At 46.6% G+C, this 322-nt stretch carries 1 protein-coding gene; it reads right to left on the bottom strand.

What is annotated here, in order from left to right; all coding sequences use genetic code 11:
- Window positions 1-322 (bottom strand): transposase (locus AB4384_RS03455; RefSeq protein WP_372128883.1); only part of this gene is annotated, 322 nt, incomplete at both ends.

Raw genomic sequence — 322 nt, 5'->3', positions numbered from 1 at the left:
TTTTGACTTTCCATTCACCTTCGCCATAAACCTTAAGGCCAGTTGCATCAATGGCTAGGTGTTGTATCGCTCCTCTCGTTTTAGTCTTAAATGAGACCTCAACTTGCTTGGCCCTACGACTGATGCAGGTGTAATGCGGACAACTTAACGGCACATGGGCTAACCTAAATATCGAGTCGATAAATCCTTGCAGCGCTCTCAGTGGCATAGAAAAAACTCGTTTCACCATGAGTGCTGTCGTAATAGCTAAATCACTGAACCGACGTGGCCTCCCGCGCTTATTCTGTTTGCTTTGCGCCCACCCACTTATTGCTTCTTCATC

The organism is Vibrio sp. 10N.261.51.A4 (genome assembly GCF_041471945.1).
GTDB classification, from domain to species: Bacteria; Pseudomonadota; Gammaproteobacteria; order Enterobacterales; family Vibrionaceae; genus Vibrio; species Vibrio crassostreae_C.
Note: the sequence above shows the minus strand (reverse complement) of the source record. Positions and strands in the feature narration are given on the sequence as shown.